This window comes from Flavobacterium xinjiangense (assembly GCF_900142885.1).
GTDB lineage: Bacteria > Bacteroidota > Bacteroidia > Flavobacteriales > Flavobacteriaceae > Flavobacterium > Flavobacterium xinjiangense.
Window position 1 is genome coordinate 66,149 of record NZ_FRCL01000005.1, and the last position, 16,316, is coordinate 82,464.

At 34.5% G+C, this 16,316-nt stretch carries 18 protein-coding genes; 7 read left to right on the forward strand and 11 right to left on the reverse strand.

Features of this window, described 5'->3' with window-relative positions; translation table 11 throughout:
• Nucleotides 1–8 precede the first annotated feature (8 nt).
• The 5 genes from ychF (at nucleotide 9) to BUC23_RS07550 (ending at nucleotide 7,704) form a co-directional block, all read left to right on the forward strand.
• The gene (ychF, locus tag BUC23_RS07530; protein WP_073207902.1) at nucleotides 9–1,103 is read left to right on the forward strand and encodes a redox-regulated ATPase YchF; all 1,095 of its coding nucleotides are present in this window, start codon (nucleotides 9–11) and stop codon (nucleotides 1,101–1,103) included.
• A 374-nt stretch (nucleotides 1,104–1,477) separates the two neighbouring features.
• On the forward strand, nucleotides 1,478–1,999 hold the full coding sequence (locus BUC23_RS07535; RefSeq protein ID WP_073207905.1) for an NADPH-dependent FMN reductase: 522 nt from the start codon (nucleotides 1,478–1,480) through the stop codon (nucleotides 1,997–1,999).
• A 17-nt stretch (nucleotides 2,000–2,016) separates the two neighbouring features.
• Nucleotides 2,017–2,982, forward strand: a complete 966-nt coding sequence (locus BUC23_RS07540) for a transglutaminase domain-containing protein (RefSeq protein WP_073207908.1) — start codon at nucleotides 2,017–2,019, stop codon at nucleotides 2,980–2,982.
• Nucleotides 2,983–3,132: 150 nt separating this feature from the next.
• Nucleotides 3,133–4,995: a DNA topoisomerase IV subunit B gene (locus tag BUC23_RS07545; RefSeq protein ID WP_073207910.1), complete on the forward strand. Its 1,863-nt coding sequence runs from the start codon at nucleotides 3,133–3,135 to the stop codon at nucleotides 4,993–4,995.
• A gap of 51 nt (nucleotides 4,996–5,046) precedes the next feature.
• Nucleotides 5,047–7,704 (forward strand): DNA gyrase/topoisomerase IV subunit A, encoded by a 2,658-nt coding sequence (locus BUC23_RS07550; protein WP_084538314.1) that lies wholly within the window; start codon nucleotides 5,047–5,049, stop codon nucleotides 7,702–7,704.
• A 36-nt stretch (nucleotides 7,705–7,740) separates the two neighbouring features.
• Here the strand turns inward: BUC23_RS07550 and BUC23_RS07555 are convergent, their stop codons facing one another.
• From BUC23_RS07555 to BUC23_RS07595, 9 genes are all read right to left on the reverse strand, one after another.
• Nucleotides 7,741–8,514 (reverse strand): TerC family protein, encoded by a 774-nt coding sequence (locus BUC23_RS07555; RefSeq protein WP_073207913.1) that lies wholly within the window; start codon nucleotides 8,512–8,514, stop codon nucleotides 7,741–7,743.
• Nucleotides 8,515–8,547: 33 nt separating this feature from the next.
• Nucleotides 8,548–8,922 carry a DNA topoisomerase IV gene (locus tag BUC23_RS07560; RefSeq protein ID WP_073207916.1) on the reverse strand — a complete coding sequence of 125 codons (375 nt, stop codon included), beginning with the start codon at nucleotides 8,920–8,922 and terminating at the stop codon, nucleotides 8,548–8,550.
• 95 nt (nucleotides 8,923–9,017) lie between these two features.
• Nucleotides 9,018–9,593, reverse strand: a complete 576-nt coding sequence (locus BUC23_RS07565) for a DUF1572 family protein (protein WP_073207919.1) — start codon at nucleotides 9,591–9,593, stop codon at nucleotides 9,018–9,020.
• A gap of 2 nt (nucleotides 9,594–9,595) precedes the next feature.
• The gene (locus BUC23_RS07570) at nucleotides 9,596–10,168 is read right to left on the reverse strand and encodes a pentapeptide repeat-containing protein (protein ID WP_073207922.1); all 573 of its coding nucleotides are present in this window, start codon (nucleotides 10,166–10,168) and stop codon (nucleotides 9,596–9,598) included.
• Nucleotides 10,168–10,389, reverse strand: coding sequence for a DUF6095 family protein (locus BUC23_RS07575; protein WP_073207924.1), 222 nt, complete (start codon nucleotides 10,387–10,389; stop codon nucleotides 10,168–10,170). Before BUC23_RS07575 ends, BUC23_RS07570 begins: the two co-directional genes overlap by 1 nt.
• 4 nt (nucleotides 10,390–10,393) lie before the next feature.
• On the reverse strand, nucleotides 10,394–10,864 hold the full coding sequence (locus BUC23_RS07580; protein ID WP_073207926.1) for a hypothetical protein: 471 nt from the start codon (nucleotides 10,862–10,864) through the stop codon (nucleotides 10,394–10,396).
• Nucleotides 10,865–10,911: 47 nt separating this feature from the next.
• Complete coding sequence (gene murQ, locus BUC23_RS07585; RefSeq protein WP_073207928.1) at nucleotides 10,912–11,727, reverse strand: N-acetylmuramic acid 6-phosphate etherase; 816 nt, start codon at nucleotides 11,725–11,727, stop codon at nucleotides 10,912–10,914.
• A 118-nt stretch (nucleotides 11,728–11,845) separates the two neighbouring features.
• On the reverse strand, nucleotides 11,846–12,514 hold the full coding sequence (locus tag BUC23_RS07590; RefSeq protein WP_073207930.1) for a ZIP family metal transporter: 669 nt from the start codon (nucleotides 12,512–12,514) through the stop codon (nucleotides 11,846–11,848).
• Nucleotides 12,514–13,278 carry a class I SAM-dependent methyltransferase gene (locus BUC23_RS07595; RefSeq protein WP_073207932.1) on the reverse strand — a complete coding sequence of 255 codons (765 nt, stop codon included), beginning with the start codon at nucleotides 13,276–13,278 and terminating at the stop codon, nucleotides 12,514–12,516. Before BUC23_RS07595 ends, BUC23_RS07590 begins: the two co-directional genes overlap by 1 nt.
• 69 nt (nucleotides 13,279–13,347) lie before the next feature.
• Between BUC23_RS07595 and BUC23_RS07600 the strand changes: the two genes are divergently transcribed.
• Nucleotides 13,348–14,547 carry a THUMP domain-containing class I SAM-dependent RNA methyltransferase gene (locus BUC23_RS07600; RefSeq protein WP_073207933.1) on the forward strand — a complete coding sequence of 400 codons (1,200 nt, stop codon included), beginning with the start codon at nucleotides 13,348–13,350 and terminating at the stop codon, nucleotides 14,545–14,547.
• Between the two features lie 56 nt (nucleotides 14,548–14,603).
• Nucleotides 14,604–14,840 (forward strand): hypothetical protein, encoded by a 237-nt coding sequence (locus BUC23_RS07605; RefSeq protein ID WP_073207935.1) that lies wholly within the window; start codon nucleotides 14,604–14,606, stop codon nucleotides 14,838–14,840.
• 65 nt (nucleotides 14,841–14,905) lie between these two features.
• Here BUC23_RS07605 and BUC23_RS07610 read toward each other — a convergent pair whose 3' ends face one another.
• Both BUC23_RS07610 and BUC23_RS07615 read right to left on the reverse strand, forming a co-directional pair.
• On the reverse strand, nucleotides 14,906–15,745 hold the full coding sequence (locus BUC23_RS07610; protein ID WP_073207937.1) for a DUF6048 family protein: 840 nt from the start codon (nucleotides 15,743–15,745) through the stop codon (nucleotides 14,906–14,908).
• Nucleotides 15,717–16,247: a DUF6452 family protein gene (locus BUC23_RS07615; protein ID WP_073207939.1), complete on the reverse strand. Its 531-nt coding sequence runs from the start codon at nucleotides 16,245–16,247 to the stop codon at nucleotides 15,717–15,719. The genes BUC23_RS07610 and BUC23_RS07615 overlap by 29 nt, the downstream gene beginning before the upstream one ends.
• Nucleotides 16,248–16,316 lie beyond the last annotated feature (69 nt).

Here is a 16,316-nt window from a genome sequence, read left to right on the forward strand (position 1 = left end):
ATCTAGACATGAAAGCAGGAATTGTAGGATTACCTAATGTTGGAAAATCAACATTATTCAATTGTTTATCAAATGCAAAGGCGCAAAGTGCTAACTTTCCTTTTTGTACCATCGAACCTAATATAGGTGTAGTAAATGTGCCGGATTCCAGAATGGAAAAATTAGAGGAATTGGTTAAACCGGAACGTGTGCAAATGGCAACCGTAGATATTGTAGATATTGCAGGTTTAGTTAAAGGAGCAAGTAAGGGAGAAGGATTAGGAAATCAGTTTCTGGGAAATATTAGAGAATGTAATGCAATCATTCATGTTTTGCGTTGTTTTGACAATGATAACATTGTTCACGTTGATGGAAATGTAAACCCAATTCGAGACAAAGAAACCATTGATATTGAGTTGCAGTTGAAAGATTTAGAAAATGTAGAAAAACGTTTAGAAAAAGTAAATCGTGCCGCTAAAACAGGAAATAAGGAAGCACAAACAGAGAAAGCACTTTTAGACCGAATCAGAGAAACGTTACTTCAGGCAAAATCCGCTAGAATTGTGGTTCCTCAAAACAACGATGAAGAAGTTTTGATGGAAGGTTTCCAGTTGATTACGGCAAAACCAGTGTTGTATGTTTGTAATGTTGATGAAAATTCAGCCGTTAGCGGAAACAAATATGTTGATCAGGTTCGCGAATTGGTTAAAGACGAAGATGCCGAAGTAATTATTCTTTCGGTTGGAGCTGAAGCTGATATTACGGAATTAGAAAGCTATGAAGAACGTCAGGTTTTTCTGGAAGATATGGGATTGACCGAGCCAGGTGCATCAGTTTTGATTCGTGCAGCATACAAATTATTGAAACAACAAACGTATTTTACTGCGGGAGTTAAAGAAGTTCGTGCTTGGACCATCAATATTGGAGCAACTGCGCCACAAGCGGCAGGAGTGATTCATACTGATTTCGAAAAAGGATTCATCCGCGCCGAAGTTATCGCTTACGAAGATTTCGTTCATTACGGTTCAGAAGCAAAATGTAAAGAAGCCGGAAAATTCAAGGTAGAGGGAAAAGAATACGTTGTAAAAGATGGTGATGTAATGCATTTTAGATTTAACGTCTAAAAAAAAAGTCATAAAGTCGAAAGTCATAAAGTCGAAAGTTAGTAATAACTTTCGACTTTTTTTGTACCTATTTCCAGCTTTCTACTACAAACGAAGTTCACTGAACTCCATTTAAAATAAAAGTTTAGTGAAGTAATATTTTTCAGGTCAATCTCTTTTTTCTAAGACAAAAAAGGAGCTTCCTTCGGTCACTCTTTTCCGTCAAGAAAAAATGAGATTGACCTGAAAAATACTTTTCGTTTCAATCTGGGGTAAAATCGATCTCGGAAAAATGAAATTTCCTTTTTTCTAATTTGTTTTTGTAATCTGTGAATCAATGGCTAATTATTTTGTAGCTATTTTATTTTTACTACTTTTAAGAAAAACTAATCATCATGAAAATTATAGCTTTTGGCGCAAGCCCCAGTAAAAACTCCATCAATAAAAAATTAGCGACTTACGCTGCAAATCTTTTTGAAAATGGAGAAGTGGAGGTTTTGGATTTAAATAATTTCCAAATGCCGATTTTTACAGTTGACATCGAAAAAGAAATTGGTCAGCATGAATTAGCCAAAATTTTTCTGTCAAAAATTGCTACAGCAGATATATTAGTAGTTTCAATGGCGGAAAATAATGGTAATTATTCTGCCGCTTTCAAGAATGTTTTTGATTGGTGTACCAGAATAAATTCCAAAGTTTTTCAGGATAAACCAATGTTACTTATGGCAACATCTACGGGAGCGAAAGGAGGAGCAAGTGTTTTGGGAATAGCTAAAAATGCTTTTCCTTTTTACGGCGGAAATATAAAAGCTACTTTCTCGCTGCCTAGTTTTGACGCTAATTTTGATGTCGAAAACGGGAAAATCTCAAATCCAGAATTGGACAGTCAGTTGAAAGACCTTATTAAGAATTTTTAAATTTATATATACGTAGAATGAAATTAAAATATTTATTTTTTATTTTTTTTAGTTTCGCATTTGTAAATGCAGCTTATTGTCAAAAATATATTTTGGTAGATTCTATAGTCGAAAGTTATTCAAAAGAAATAAGTAATGTAGATCAATTAGTCGAATTAATTAATAAAGATTTTTCTAAACAAGAGGAAAAAGCAAGGGCTGTTTTTAAATGGGTTACGACAAATATAAGTTATGATGTTGATTTAGCTAAAGTAATGAACTCAAAGTCCATGAATGCATTTTCTTATAAAACCGAAAAAGAAAAGGAGATTAAAGAAAAGAAGTTTAAATTGGATTTGGTAATGAATGCAATGGCTTCACGAAAAGCCGTTTGTCATTCTTATGCTGCCTTGGTTGAGTATTTATGTGAAAAATCAGGAATCGAAACTAAGATTATATTAGGGAATCTCAAATCGGATGCGTCGGAGATTGGAGCGCTGCCTAATAAAATAAATCATGCTTGGAATGTAGTCAAAATAGATAATCATTGGAGGTTTGTAGACGCAACATTAGCTGCTGGATTTATTTCTCTTAAAACAAATTCGTTTAAGTTTTATTTTAATGACAGCTATTTCTTTACTACCCCAGAGCGTTTCTTTCTAAATCATTATCCTTTGGATGAAAACTGGCTTTTGACGAAAAAAAATAAAAAAGATTTCGCACAATTACCTTTGTTTTTTGGTAGTTATTTTCAAAATAATTACGATTTAATTAAGTCTGAATCTGGTATTTATTCAACTTTGGAAAATGGAAATTTGATTTTTGCAATTCAAGGATTGGAGCAATACGATACTGTTGAATATTCGTCTTCCATTAATAATAAAATCATTTATTTTGATCAAAAAAATGATTCAGACTTCACTATCTCCTTATTGGATAAAAAAAACTCTTTTGTTTCTATTTTCGTAAATGGGAAAATAATTGCGATTTATAAAATTATATAGGAATTCAGTTTCAATCCTAAACCAGTAATATGAATTTATAATTCTCCAGGGTTTTTGAATTGTCAATATCATTCTTAATAACTTTGAAGGCTTCCTGTTTTAAAATTTATCGAATTACACTACATTAGCACCAAATCCACAAAATTTACAATGTCCGATCAAAATCAATATACCGAAGATAATATTCGGTCACTCGACTGGAAAGAACATATTCGCATGCGTCCCGGAATGTACATCGGGAAATTGGGAGATGGTTCTTCGCCAGATGATGGTATTTATATTCTTCTGAAAGAAGTCCTCGACAACTGTATCGATGAATTTGTCATGGGTGCCGGTAAAACGATTGAGGTAACGATTAAGGATAAAACGGTCACCGTTAGAGATTACGGTCGTGGAATCCCATTGGGAAAAGTCATTGATGTCGTTTCTAAAATGAATACGGGTGGAAAATACGATTCATTGGCATTCAAGAAATCCGTCGGATTGAATGGAGTAGGGACAAAAGCGGTAAATGCTTTGTCGAACTATTTCCGTGTGGAATCAGTTCGCGATGAGAAACAAAAAGCGGCTGAATTTTCGGCAGGAAACTTAGTTCTCGAAGAGGATATTATTGACACAACGAAACGCAAAGGAACTAAAGTAATTTTTACTCCTGACGAAGCGATTTTCAAAAACTATAAATTCAGATTTGAGTATGTAATCAAAATGCTCAAAAACTATTGTTATTTAAACAATGGTTTGACTATTTTATTTAATGGTGAAAAATATTTTTCTGAAAACGGTCTAAAAGATTTATTGGAAGAAACCATTCACGCAGATGATTTGGAATATCCAATCATTCACTTGAAAGGTGAGGATATCGAAATTGCCTTAACCCACAGCAAAACGCAATACAGCGAAGAATACCATTCCTTTGTAAACGGACAAAATACAACGCAAGGAGGAACGCATTTAGCGGCCTATCGGGAAGCGATTGTGAAAACTATTCGGGAGTTTTACAATAAAAGTTTTGAAGCTTCAGATGTTCGAAAATCGATTGTTACCGCGATTAGCATCAAAGTAATGGAACCGGTTTTTGAGTCCCAGACCAAAACCAAATTAGGTTCGACTGATATGGGTTCTGATCTGGGAATGCCATCTGTGCGTACTTTTGTAAATGATTTTGTGAAAACGAAATTAGATAATTATTTACACAAAAATACTCCAACTGCAGATGCATTATTACGCAAAATTCTTCAAGCCGAAAGAGAGCGAAAAGAATTATCGGGTATTCGAAAATTAGCGACAGATCGTGCCAAAAAAGCAAATCTGCACAACAAGAAATTAAGGGATTGTCGTGCGCATCTGCCCGATACTAAAAATCCTAAAAATCTTGAAAGTACCCTTTTTATTACGGAGGGAGATTCGGCTTCTGGATCCATTACCAAATCACGTGACGTAAATACACAAGCCGTTTTTAGTTTGCGTGGAAAGCCTTTGAATTCGTATGGAATGAGTAAAAAAATTGTTTATGAAAATGAAGAATTCAATTTATTGCAGGCGGCATTGGACATTGAAGATGGATTAGAAAAATTGCGTTACAACAATATCGTAATTGCAACTGATGCCGATGTCGATGGAATGCACATTCGCTTGTTGTTGATTACTTTTTTCCTACAGTTTTTTCCAGAGTTAATAAAAGAAGGTCATTTGTACATTTTGCAAACACCACTTTTCAGGGTTCGAAACAAGAAAGAAACAATTTATTGCTATTCTGACGACGAACGAAAAGCAGCTATTGAAAAATTAAAACCAAAACCGGAAATCACCCGATTTAAGGGATTGGGAGAAATTTCACCGGATGAGTTCAAAAATTTTATTGGAGAAACCATTCGTTTAGATCCTATTATGATGGATAAAAACACCTCGATTGAGCAGTTATTGTCTTTCTATATGGGTAAAAATACGCCAGACAGACAAGAATTTATCATCAAAAATCTGAAGGTAGATTTAGATGTAATTGAGGCTGTTTAAAAAAAGATTAAAGTTGATAGGAGGAATCCATATACAATTCATATAAAATAAATGGACGAAGAAGAAGAAAACATAATTCCAGAAGAGAAGGAGGGAAGTAAACAATCCGAAGGACAGCATTTTTACGATAATCAAGAAGACGAAAACGATACCATTACCAAAGTTACGGGAATGTATAAAGACTGGTTTCTGGATTATGCTTCCTATGTAATTCTGGAGCGTGCAGTTCCTGCGATTGAGGATGGTTTCAAGCCCGTTCAGCGTAGAATTATGCACTCTTTAAAGGAATTAGATGACGGTCGTTATAACAAAGTAGCCAATGTTGTTGGTCATACCATGCAGTACCATCCTCACGGAGATCAGAGTATTGGTGATGCGATGGTGCAAATTGGCCAGAAAGAATTGCTGATTGATTGTCAAGGGAACTGGGGAAATATACTCACGGGTGATGGTGCCGCGGCTTCTCGTTACATTGAAGCGCGTTTGTCAAAATTTGCCTTGGAGGTTTTATATTCTCCAAAGATTACCGATTGGGGAGTTTCTTACGATGGTCGCCGTGCGGAACCCAATAACCTGCCAGTAAAATTCCCATTATTGTTAGCTTCTGGTGCAGAAGGAATTGCGGTTGGTCTTTCGACTAAAGTGTTACCTCATAATTTCAACGAGTTAATTGATTCGTCAATAAAAATTTTAAAGGGTAAGCCATTTACCTTATATCCTGATTTCTTGACACAAGGTATTGCTGACGTGTCCAATTATAATGATGGATTGCGTGGCGGTAGGGTTAGAGTTCGTGCTAAAATTGCCCAATTAGACAAAAATACTTTGGTGATTACACAAATTCCGTTTTCTACAAATACTACGACTTTGATTGACAGTATTTTGAAAGCCAATGAAAAAGGGAAAATCAAAATCAAAAAAATAGAAGATAATACCGCGGCCGATGTCGAGATATTAATCCATCTTTTTCCAGGTGTTTCGCCTGATAAAACCATTGATGCATTATTTGCTTTTACAGCCTGCGAAACTTCGGTAGCGCCATTAGGTTGTGTGATTGAAGATAACAAACCACTCTTTATCGGAGTTTCTGATATGTTGAAGATTTCGACAAACAGAACAGTGCAACTTTTAAAAAGCGAACTGGAAATCCAGTTGACAGAATTAGAAGAACAATGGCATTTTCTTTCTTTGGAACGAATTTTTATTGAAAATAAAATCTATCGTGATATTGAAGAAATGACGACTCGAGAAACGGTAATTAAGGCTGTTGATGATGGTTTGAAACCACACATCAAACACTTGAAACGAGCGGTTACTGAAGAGGATATTCTGCGTTTATTGGATATTCGAATCATGCGTATTTCTAAATTCGACAGCAACAAGGCGCAAGATAAAATAGAATCACTAGAAGGCGATATCGAACAGGTAAAATACAATTTAGAGCATCTTATAGATTTTGCAATTGCTTACTTTGCCAAGTTAAAAGAGAAGTACGGAAAAGGTCGGGAACGTCAAACTGAGCTCCGTATTTTTGACGATATTGAAGCCACGAAAGTAGTGTTAAGAAATACCAAGTTATACGTCAATAAGGAAGAAGGTTTCGTTGGTACAAGTTTGAAAAAAGACGAGTACGTAACGGATTGTTCTGATATTGATGATGTAATTGTATTTCTTCGTGACGGTAAAATGATGATTACAAAAGTAGATGCCAAAACCTTCGTGGGTAAAGACATTATTCATATTGCTATTTTTGACAAAAGCGATAAAAGAACGATTTATAACATGATTTACCGTGATGGAAAATCTGGACCATCGTATATAAAACGTTTCAATGTTTCGGGCGTGACGCGTGACAAAGCGTATGATTTAACCAATGAAACTGCAGGTTCACAAGTGTTGTATTTCTCTTGTAATCCAAATGGAGAAGCAGAGGTAATTACGATTATGTTGCGTCAGGTAGGAAGTGTCAAAAAACTGAAATTCGATATTGATTTTGCCAGTTTAAATATTAAAGGCAGAGCTTCCAAAGGAAATTTGGTAACTAAATATCCAATAAAAAAAATAGAGTTAAAAGAAAAAGGTATATCGACTTTATTGCCGAGAAAAGTATGGTTTGATGATACCGTTCAAAGATTAAACGTAGACGGAAGAGGTGATTTGTTAGGTGAATTCAGACCTAGCGATAAAATTCTGGTCGTGTCGCAATCCGGAAAAATAAAAGTGATTACACCCGAATTATCCACCCATTTTGATGAAGATATGGTAGTTTTAGAGAAATGGGTTCCTAAAAAACCGATTTCGGCAATTTATTATGACGGTGAGAAAGAGCGCTATTATATAAAGCGTTTCTTGGTTGAAATTGAAAATAAAGAGGAAAGTTTTATTACAGAGCATTCAAACTCAAGACTGGAAATTGTATCAACAGATTATCGCCCTGTGGCTGAATTGGTCTTCGCAAAAGTCAAAGGCGTTCAAAAAGAAAACATGACTGTAGATATCGAATCTTTTATCGCTTTAAAAGGATTTAAGGCGCTTGGGAATCAATTGACAACGGATAAATTGAAGCAAGTAAATCTTTTGGAATCCTTGCCTTACGAAATCCCAGAGGATATTATTGCTGAAGAATTGGAAGTGAAAGGAGAAACTGACGGTGATGATTTGGATATCCAACTGGAAGATGATGGGCAGATAACGTTAACTTTAGAATAAAAAAAAACTTCCGCAATTGCGGAAGTTTTTTTTTGTTTACTTTTTCTTTTTTGTCATTTTCATATTCAGCACTTCGACTAAAAGAGAGAATGAAATGGCAAAATATAAATATCCTTTTGGTACCGGTGTAACGTGGTTTCCAAAGATTAAGGCATCAGATAAATGAGCACTTTCAGTAAGCAACATAAAACCAATTAGTATCAAAAACGATAAACCTAATATTTGAATAGAAGGATGTTTATTTACAAAATTCCCAACAGGTACTGCAAATTGCATCATTATTAACACCGAAATAACCACTGCAGTTATCATTATGTAAATAGCACCTTCAACTCCGTTTGTCATCCCTACCGCAGTAAGAATACTGTCAAAAGAGAAAACTAAATCAATCATAATAATTTGTAGTAATACATTTTGAAATGATTTTGTTGCTGCCTTACCTAATTCTTTTTCTTCATGTCCTTTTTCGTCGACTTTCTCCCGAATTTCATTAGTACTCTTGTAAATTAAGAATAATCCTCCACCAAGTAAAATAAGACTCTGACCTGTAACCCCAGCCGAAAACCAACTGAAATCGATGTGAAACCAAGGTTCTTTCATTTGAATTAAAAGATTAATACCAAATAAAAGTCCAATTCTCATAAACATGGCAAGAAACATACCTACTTTCGTTGCTTTTTTCCGTTGCTCAATTGGTAATTTTCCGGTGGCAATCGATATAAAAATAATGTTGTCGATTCCCAATACGATCTCTAGAAACGTCAATGTTAACAAGGCGACCCACGCATCGGGATTTAAAAATACTTCCATTTTATTTAGTTATGAATTATGAATCTGAAAAGTTTAATCTGAAATCTTGGTAACGGTACCTTTTTGTTTTGTGTCTAAACCGACCATTCCAAATTCAAAGGTATAGGAATTTTTTGATGTTGTCAAAATTTTCATGTCGATTGCTTTTTCTTCTGCCTTATTTTTAGGATGTAGTTTACGCAAAATATATTCGCAATCATTTACCCATCGTATCGAAGCAGTATCTGTTTTGCCGTCAAAAGTTTCGATTTCAATACTGTCATTGCGTTCAAAAAAAGTTGTTTTTTTTACACCATTAACGTTATATTCAAATTTGAATTTCCCAGTTTTAAATGCTGCGCAGTTGCGTTCCACATTATAACATGACATTAGTAGCAGTAGTGGGAGGAGAAGGATAATTTTTTTCATTTTTTTTTTTGGAGCTATTTCCTGCTATACGTTTCAATCTTTTTTTCGTTCCTCAAAAAAGGATTTTCACTGCTATCAGGGCTAGTTTATAATAGTTATTTCAATCGTTTTAATTCTTCATCAGTAAAATTTTTGATGCTTTTTTCTTGAGAAAATTTATCCGCATTATAACTGTTTGATTTGTTTTTTGGAATCGATAAACTTTCCCAATCGCTATTTTTTAATTGCTTGGCATAAAAAACAATTTGTCCAATATGGTACGGATAATGGGCCAATTGTCTGTTGATGGCTTCTATAACAGAATGACCTTCATTCCTAATATATATAATCTCCGAAAGTTGTTCGGGCCGTAATTGATTTAAAGCAGTAAACAAACATTTCCAGCCTTTATTCCAAAGTGCTAAAACTTCTTCTTTTGATTTCAAATCATTTTCGAATTCCGAATCTCGATTGCGCCATTCTTTTTCGCCATCTGTAGTCAAAAAATCTGTCCATCTGGAAAGCATATTTCCTGAAAGATGTTTCACAATCGTGGCAATGCTGTTCGTGTCCTCATTTACAGTGAAAAAAAGTTGTGGCGGTTCTAATTGTTCCATAGCTTTTTCTCCTACAGCTTTATAATAGAGAAATTGCTTATTTACACTTTGAAGATATTGATTATTGATTTCCATGATTAGAGGATTTTAATATCGTATTTATCTAACAGTCCAATGATTCCCTGCGTCGAAAACTTGGCTTTCTTCATGGGATTGAATTCGGGATCAATTTTATAATTGTATGCGGTTGTAAAATCGACTTCCTTGAGTTGGGTTTCATTAAAAATAGCATTGTCTAAATTACAATTTTCAAATACCGAATTCGAAAGAATAGCGCCCGCAAAATTGACTTCTTTCATAGAACACGAATTGAATTTTGTCTTTGGCATTTTTTTATTAGCAAAAGAAGAATAATCCAAAACACAATCTTGAAAATGTACGCTAAATAAGAAATCAGTACAAGTGTTAAAATGGATTCCAAGTAATTTACAATTTTTAAAACTAACCGTTTTTAGACTTGTTCCGGTTAAATTAGTCATGGCCAAATTACAATCGATGAACTCACAATCCATAAAAGTGTTATTTGAAAAATCACTATTAGAGAAATCACAATTCTTGAAAATACAATCCTCAAATTCTCTATGGCTGATTTTTTTGCCGATATAAACAATTTTTTCAAATGTTTTTTGAATGTGAATCAAATCTTCCATTAGTCGTTAAATAAGCTTTTCATAATTGTTTTTAATCCCAAATACAGCAGAAACATAGCAGCAAGGCAAGCAATGATTCCGATTGCTAAAACCAAATAATGCCACGCATTTTGTTGATTCATAAACGCATTATAAATCAATGATGGACCTATAAATAGTAGAGGCAAAGCTCCCGCTAAATATTTGATTCCTTTGGATAATAGTTCTTTGTTAGTTCCCATTGATTTAAAAAGAGATTCGCATACCAATTCCGTTTTGATTGGTGATAACATTAATTTTCTCGAAATTAAAACTAGTTTTATTGATTAACAGTGATTCATTGTATCCATCAATTGCCTTCTTTATTTTTTTTGAATGGCCCATTATTACTGGAATAGATATAAGTGTAGATGCCAACCCAATGTATGTTAATGTTGTAGGATAGGCTTTATCCTGTGTTAAACCTGTTACCAAATCAGATCCTATAATGCCTATTCCAAATCCCAAAAGAAAACCTCCAACAGATGCTTTTGTTCTTCCTTGTTTGTACTGTTCAAGAAGTTCGGGTTGCGAAGCAAGTAATTCTTTTACAGCTGTGTTTGAAAGTTTTTGGTTGTTGGAATCATATATTCTTCCTCCTGATTTCAAAGTAAGTTGTTGAGAAAATGATACTGCAGAGAACAGTAAAAAAGCAAGGAGCAGGATTTTTGATTTCATATAATTGTTTAATGTTAAGGTTTTTTGTAAAATTAAATAGAAGTGGTTTACTGACCAATGAAATTATCAACTGCTTTTCTAACGCTTCCGTGTTTTTTTAATAATTCGGAAGCTTTTTCGTAGGAAACAGGAATTTCTCCCATAATCATTTTCACACCGCGATCGACCAGTTTGCTATTACTCAATTGCATATCTACCATTTTATTTCCTTTCACTTTCCCAAGTTGAATCATAGTCGCCGTTGAAATCATATTTAGTACCAGTTTTTGTACTGTTCCGGCTTTCATTCGTGAACTTCCCGTTACAAATTCAGGTCCTACAATTACTTCGATTGGAAATTTTGCGGTTAGCGAAAGCGGACTTCCTGCATTGCAAGAAAGACTTCCTGTGGTAATATTATTTTCGTTACAAGCTTGCAATCCTCCAATAACATAAGGTGTTGTTCCCGAAGCAGCAATTCCTATCACGACATCATTTTCATTTACATCAAAAGCTTTCAAATCAATCCAGGCTTGAGTAGGGTTATCTTCGGCATTTTCTACGGCTTTGCGAATTGCGGTGTCGCCACCGGCAATAATCCCGATTACTAAATCGAATGGAACGCCAAATGTTGGCGGACATTCCGAAGCATCAAGGATTCCAATACGTCCTGAAGTTCCAGCGCCAATGTAGAATAATCGGCCGCCTAATTTCATTTTCGAAACTATTTCAGTGACTAAATTTTCTATTTGTGGTAACGCTTTTTCTACCGCAAGTGGGACGGTTTTATCTTCCTGATTGATATTAGAAAGTAATTCCTGAACCGACATTTTTTCTAAATGTTCGTATTTTGAGGATTGTTCGGTGGTTCTTGTGAATTCCATATTATTGTTTTTTTTGCGTGAGGGATAGAAGTGGAAATCCTTTTTTATGCAGCGACAGCGGAATAAAAAAGATTGCAGCGAATAGCCCGACCCTTGCGGTCACGCCCAAATTATTTAATTATATAAAATATGCCAACGCAATTCCTATCACAATCATAGAAACTTTGGCAATGTTGAATTTATGTCCTTCGCTGCTTTCGAAAATGATGGTAGATGAAATATGGAATAATATTCCAATTACGACAGCCGTTATTTCGTCATAATATTCATTTAAAACCGGTAAAGAGCCCGATAAAAAGGTTCCTAGCGGTGTCATAATTGCAAAGGTGATCATGAAGATGAAAATTGCCTTATTGTTCAGATTTGCATTAATGAAAAATGTCGTCAGAATAATAGCAATTGGTAAATGATGAATGGCAATTCCTAACGCTAAATCATTATGACGGCTTACAGGAAATCCTTCTAAAAAGGCATGAATGCAAAGGCTAATAAACAAAAGCCAAGGAATGTGGTTCATGTGTGGATGTCCGTGAACATGCCCATGTTCTGCACCTTTTGAAAAGAATTCTAATATGATTTGGAATAAAATTCCCAACATAATAAAAAGCCCGATATTGCCATTTTTACTTTCATACACTTCCGGTAATAAGTGCATCACCGTCAATGAAAGCAAAAACGAACCGCTAAATGCCAATAATAATTTCAGATTGGTTTTGTTGTTCGGTTTCAAAACCAAAGCGATACCGTACCCTATGAGTACTGAAAGTAATGGTAAAAGATAATTCATTATTTAAAAATCATGATTAATCGCTCACTGTCCGTTTTGTGGAATTTCTTTAATTTGTAATCTCCAAAAATATCCAACAGGTAAATTCCGGCTTCTTCCATTAATTGTTCAAAATCTTGAAGTGTCAAGGCTTTTACTTTTTCAGTAAAATGAAATTTTTGTCCTTTGTCTTCAAAGTCAATTTCTTTATAAATATGGCCGTCTTTTAGATAGCGCTTGATGTGAAATTCAATTTCATCAACTGTTTTTGTTTCTTCAGGAACTAAGGTTTCGAGCACATGAGCGACATTCATAAAGTCAATCACGGCAAATCCATATTCCGAAAGGCTTTCTTTGATGGCTTTTAAAGTGGTTAAATTGTCTTCGTCATTCTCGAAATAGCCGAAACTGGTAAACAAATTGAAAATGGCATCGTATTTTTCTTCAAATGGTTCACGCATATCGTGAACTTTGAAATGTAAGGTTTCATTGGTATTTTTAGAAGCTTCAGCAATACTGTTTTCAGATAAATCAGCACCCAGAACGTCAAATCCCAATTGGTTTAAATAAATGGAATGGCGTCCTTTGCCACAAGCTAAATCCAGCACTTTTGCGTTTTCGGGAAGATTAAGGTAATGTGTAATATTATCCATAAAAACCTGCGCTTCTCTATAATTTCTTTCTTTATAAAGAATGTGATAATACGGAGTGTCAAACCAAGACGTGTACCAGTTTTCAGATGATTTCAATTGATTTTCAGTTGGTGGATTTTGTGCTGCAGACATTTATTCTTTTTCAATTAATTCGATTCAGGCAAATTTAGTGTATTTTTGCAACGAATACTTGATTTTACAATGGAAAATAATTTTAAAATGGTTGCCAAAACCTTTTTTGGTTTTGAAGAAATATTAGCGAAAGAATTGCAGATGTTGGGCGCGCAAAACGTTGAACAAGGTGTGAGAATGGTAAGTTTTAAAGGGGATAAGGGGTTTATGTACAAAGCGAATTTATCTTTGCGTACGGCTTTGAAAATCTTAAAACCTATTTATTTTTTCAAAGCTAATAACGAACAGGCTTTATACAAAGGCATTTCGGGAGTGAATTGGTCTAAATTGCTTAATGCCAATCAGACTTTTGTGATTGACGCTACGGTACATTCGGAATATTTTAATCACTCGGAATTTGTTTCTCAAAAGTGTAAAGATGCGATTGTTGATCAATTTAGAGAAAGAACCGGGCAACGTCCCAGTATTGATAAAGTTTTTCCTGATTTGAGAATTAATATCCATATTGACAAAGACCAGGTTTCAGTTGCATTGGATACTTCTGGAAACTCTTTACATCAACGTGGTTATAGAACGGCTACGAATATTGCTCCTATAAACGAAGTTTTGGCGGCAGGAATCTTGTTGCTTTCGGGTTGGGATGGTCAAGGCGATTTCTTGGATTCAATGTGTGGTTCTGGAACTTTTCTGGCTGAAGCAGCTATGATTGCGTGTAATATTCCAGCAAACATTAACCGTAAAGAATTTGCTTTCGAAAAATGGAACGACTGGGACAATGATTTATTTGATAGCATTTCGGATAGTTTGTTGAAACGAGTAAGAGAGTTTCATTACACTATAAAAGGCTATGATAAAGCGCCAAGTGCGGTTCAAAAAGCCAAAGACAATATCAAAAATGCTAATCTTGATGAGTATATCACTATCGAGGAAAAGAACTTTTTTGATACCGAAAAAACATCGCAAGGCAAGTTGCATATGGTTTTCAATCCGCCTTATGATGAGCGTTTGGATATCCATATGGAAGAATTCTATAAAAGCATTGGAGATACTTTAAAGAAAAATTATCCTGGTACAACTGCTTGGTTTATCACAGCAAATCTGGAAGCACTGAAATACGTTGGATTAAAACCTTCGAGAAAAATCAAACTTTTTAACGCGAGTTTAGAAGCGAGATTAGTGAAATACGAGATGTACGAGGGAAGTAAGAGAACGAAATTTCAGGTGACAGATACAGAAAGTGGTGATCAGATTTCAGATAGCAGTTTGTAGTAATCAAATGGCTGCAACTTTAAACTTTTTTAAACTTTAAACATCAAAATATCAAAATGACTAAATTACAAGTACGTGCCTTTTTATATCAATTGGGTTCTTTTGCAATATTTTTTATATCCTTTAGATATTTAGTGGATCGATATACAATGTTAACCGGTTTTTGGATTCCATTTACCGCTTTTGTAATTGGAACAATTTTGGCTCCAAAATTCCAGGCCGTAAAAACCAAAGATGGAGAAAAATTATTTATGAAATGGATTTTTATAAAAGGAATTAAGGAGATTAATTAGAAAATTAAAAAATGTGTCAATTAGAAAATGATTTTAATTATCTCATTTTCTAATTGACACATTTTCTACTTTTTTTTCTCTACTTTTTTAGGAGTAATCTTCTTCTTGTAAATAGGAACAAAATACGTAACCGTATAATTGAATCCAACGCCAAAATCGCCATTGTAGGTTCTGTTGAATCCGGGAATGTATAAATTTTCGAAATTATCAGGTTGTTTATTACTGACCAAGCGTTTCAATTGAACACTAAAGCCTACAAACACATTGTCAAAAACCTTTGCTTTTACTCCCGCTACCACTTCAATCCAACTGGCTGTTAATCCGTTGAATTTTTGTCCGGAAGGAATTGATGGCACTTCTCCAAAATAAGGATTGGCATTGTAAATTTTATAGGAATTCAATTGTTGGCTAAAAGTGCTAAAACCATAGCGCAGACCTACGGAAATTATATTTTCCATATTCAGCCAGTTTTGATAGGCATTGTAATCAAAACCCGCTTTTAGATAAGACCCCTTTGTAGTTGAATTCAATCTGGTATCATCGGTAGTTTTATTTTCATTTCCGAGTTCGGCAGCCAAAAAGTATTTTTTTGTCAATCGATAATCCGCTACAAATTCAACTCCTTTATAATCCTTGTCATATAACGCCCTTGTCAATTTATATAAATCAACACCCACGCGCACCCCATAACGGTCCGTTTTGACAGGAGTAGGAGCAATAGAATCTTTCTTTTTTGCTATTAAATCAACTTTCTTGAAAGGTTCAGTATTTTCAGGAATTACACCATCTGTTTTTGGTGTTGGTTGATTCGTCAATTCGCCTTTTGGGCTCGTTTCTTGTGCTTTTGCCAAAGAAATGGACAAAACGAGGCAAAAACTAAAAAAATATTTTAATGTGTGTTTCATTTTCGTTTTCTATATTACTTTTTTCAACCGAGATATATTTTATCCATTTATCGGCGGCAATTGTATGTGTATAAGGATTTGTTGGGTTTAAGGTGAAAATCGTCTTAAAACCGCAAGCTCTCGATACAAAAATATCATTTTTGGTGTAATCAAACTTTATGTCGTCGACATTGACTAATGCCGGATTCGAATTTCCCGAATTCAAGGTAAAGGTATAACTCGTGGTAACATCGTTTGTTTTTAACGGAATCGAAATTTTACTTCCATTGGCCAGGTATTTTGATTCATCGGCTGCAGTTGGATTAAAAATAATTCCATCTGTCATTCCAGCGCCAACGACCTTAAGATTAGTTACATTTTTTAAAACAGAAGGATTGGCAAAATCATAAAACTGAATGACCAGCCTTGGCGTTGTGGCCGTATTTGCATCGCAAATATCATCTTTCTCACAACTGGAGAAAAATAACGCTAGAGCCAATACCAATAAATATATTTTTCTCATATTTTTTAATGAAGATTTATGATTGCATTTTTATTAAAATCTGCAATCATAAATCGTTAATCAATCACA

Excerpts from the sequence above, each read along its gene's own strand:
- ychF (WP_073207902.1), top strand. The coding sequence starts at position 9 with ATGAAAGCAGGAATTGTAGGATTACCTAATGTTGGAAAATCAACATTA.
- BUC23_RS07535 (WP_073207905.1), top strand. The coding sequence starts at position 1,478 with ATGAAAATTATAGCTTTTGGCGCAAGCCCCAGTAAAAACTCCATCAAT.
- BUC23_RS07540 (WP_073207908.1), top strand. The coding sequence starts at position 2,017 with ATGAAATTAAAATATTTATTTTTTATTTTTTTTAGTTTCGCATTTGTA.
- BUC23_RS07545 (WP_073207910.1), top strand. The coding sequence starts at position 3,133 with ATGTCCGATCAAAATCAATATACCGAAGATAATATTCGGTCACTCGAC.
- BUC23_RS07550 (WP_084538314.1), top strand. The coding sequence starts at position 5,047 with ATGGACGAAGAAGAAGAAAACATAATTCCAGAAGAGAAGGAGGGAAGT.
- BUC23_RS07555 (WP_073207913.1), bottom strand. The coding sequence starts at position 8,514 with ATGGAAGTATTTTTAAATCCCGATGCGTGGGTCGCCTTGTTAACATTG.
- BUC23_RS07560 (WP_073207916.1), bottom strand. The coding sequence starts at position 8,922 with ATGAAAAAAATTATCCTTCTCCTCCCACTACTGCTACTAATGTCATGT.
- BUC23_RS07565 (WP_073207919.1), bottom strand. The coding sequence starts at position 9,593 with ATGGAAATCAATAATCAATATCTTCAAAGTGTAAATAAGCAATTTCTC.
- BUC23_RS07570 (WP_073207922.1), bottom strand. The coding sequence starts at position 10,168 with ATGGAAGATTTGATTCACATTCAAAAAACATTTGAAAAAATTGTTTAT.
- BUC23_RS07575 (WP_073207924.1), bottom strand. The coding sequence starts at position 10,389 with ATGGGAACTAACAAAGAACTATTATCCAAAGGAATCAAATATTTAGCG.
- BUC23_RS07580 (WP_073207926.1), bottom strand. The coding sequence starts at position 10,864 with ATGAAATCAAAAATCCTGCTCCTTGCTTTTTTACTGTTCTCTGCAGTA.
- murQ (WP_073207928.1), bottom strand. The coding sequence starts at position 11,727 with ATGGAATTCACAAGAACCACCGAACAATCCTCAAAATACGAACATTTA.
- BUC23_RS07590 (WP_073207930.1), bottom strand. The coding sequence starts at position 12,514 with ATGAATTATCTTTTACCATTACTTTCAGTACTCATAGGGTACGGTATC.
- BUC23_RS07595 (WP_073207932.1), bottom strand. The coding sequence starts at position 13,278 with ATGTCTGCAGCACAAAATCCACCAACTGAAAATCAATTGAAATCATCT.
- BUC23_RS07600 (WP_073207933.1), top strand. The coding sequence starts at position 13,348 with ATGGAAAATAATTTTAAAATGGTTGCCAAAACCTTTTTTGGTTTTGAA.
- BUC23_RS07605 (WP_073207935.1), top strand. The coding sequence starts at position 14,604 with ATGACTAAATTACAAGTACGTGCCTTTTTATATCAATTGGGTTCTTTT.
- BUC23_RS07610 (WP_073207937.1), bottom strand. The coding sequence starts at position 15,745 with ATGAAACACACATTAAAATATTTTTTTAGTTTTTGCCTCGTTTTGTCC.
- BUC23_RS07615 (WP_073207939.1), bottom strand. The coding sequence starts at position 16,247 with ATGAGAAAAATATATTTATTGGTATTGGCTCTAGCGTTATTTTTCTCC.